This is a genomic window from Gordonia sp. DT219, assembly GCF_049847065.1.
GTDB lineage: Bacteria > Actinomycetota > Actinomycetes > Mycobacteriales > Mycobacteriaceae > Gordonia.
This window is the reverse complement of record NZ_JBNCNR010000105.1, coordinates 1-301: the sequence shown is the minus strand read 5'-3', so window position 1 is coordinate 301 and position 301 is coordinate 1. Positions and strand designations below refer to the sequence as shown.

The 301-nt window shown below is 68.1% G+C and carries 1 pseudogene; it reads right to left on the bottom strand.

From position 1 onward, the window contains the following. A pseudogene (locus ACPXB3_RS22615) lies at positions 1-301 on the bottom strand (HNH endonuclease); the annotation flags it as partial.

The following is a 301-nucleotide window of genomic DNA, read 5'->3' as shown; positions in this document are numbered from 1 at the left end:
CGACGATGTCGTAGCCGCCGGTCGGGGTGCCGATGGTGGTGCGCAGGATCTTGTCACCGGGTGCCAAGCCCACCAGGTAGCTCCGGTCCGCGGTGATCGGATCGGTGAAGGTACCGGTACTGCTGTCCGGCAACGGTTTACCCGTGTCGGGTGGGTCGGGTGGTTGCCGGTGGATTTTGGCACGCACCTTCGCGAGCCCGGCGGTGAAGTCGGGTCCGACGTCGGGCAGTTTGTTGACGCGTTTCGGGTTGGGTGGGGCGCCGGGTGCGGCGTTACGGCGCCACCAACACCGGCCGGCGAG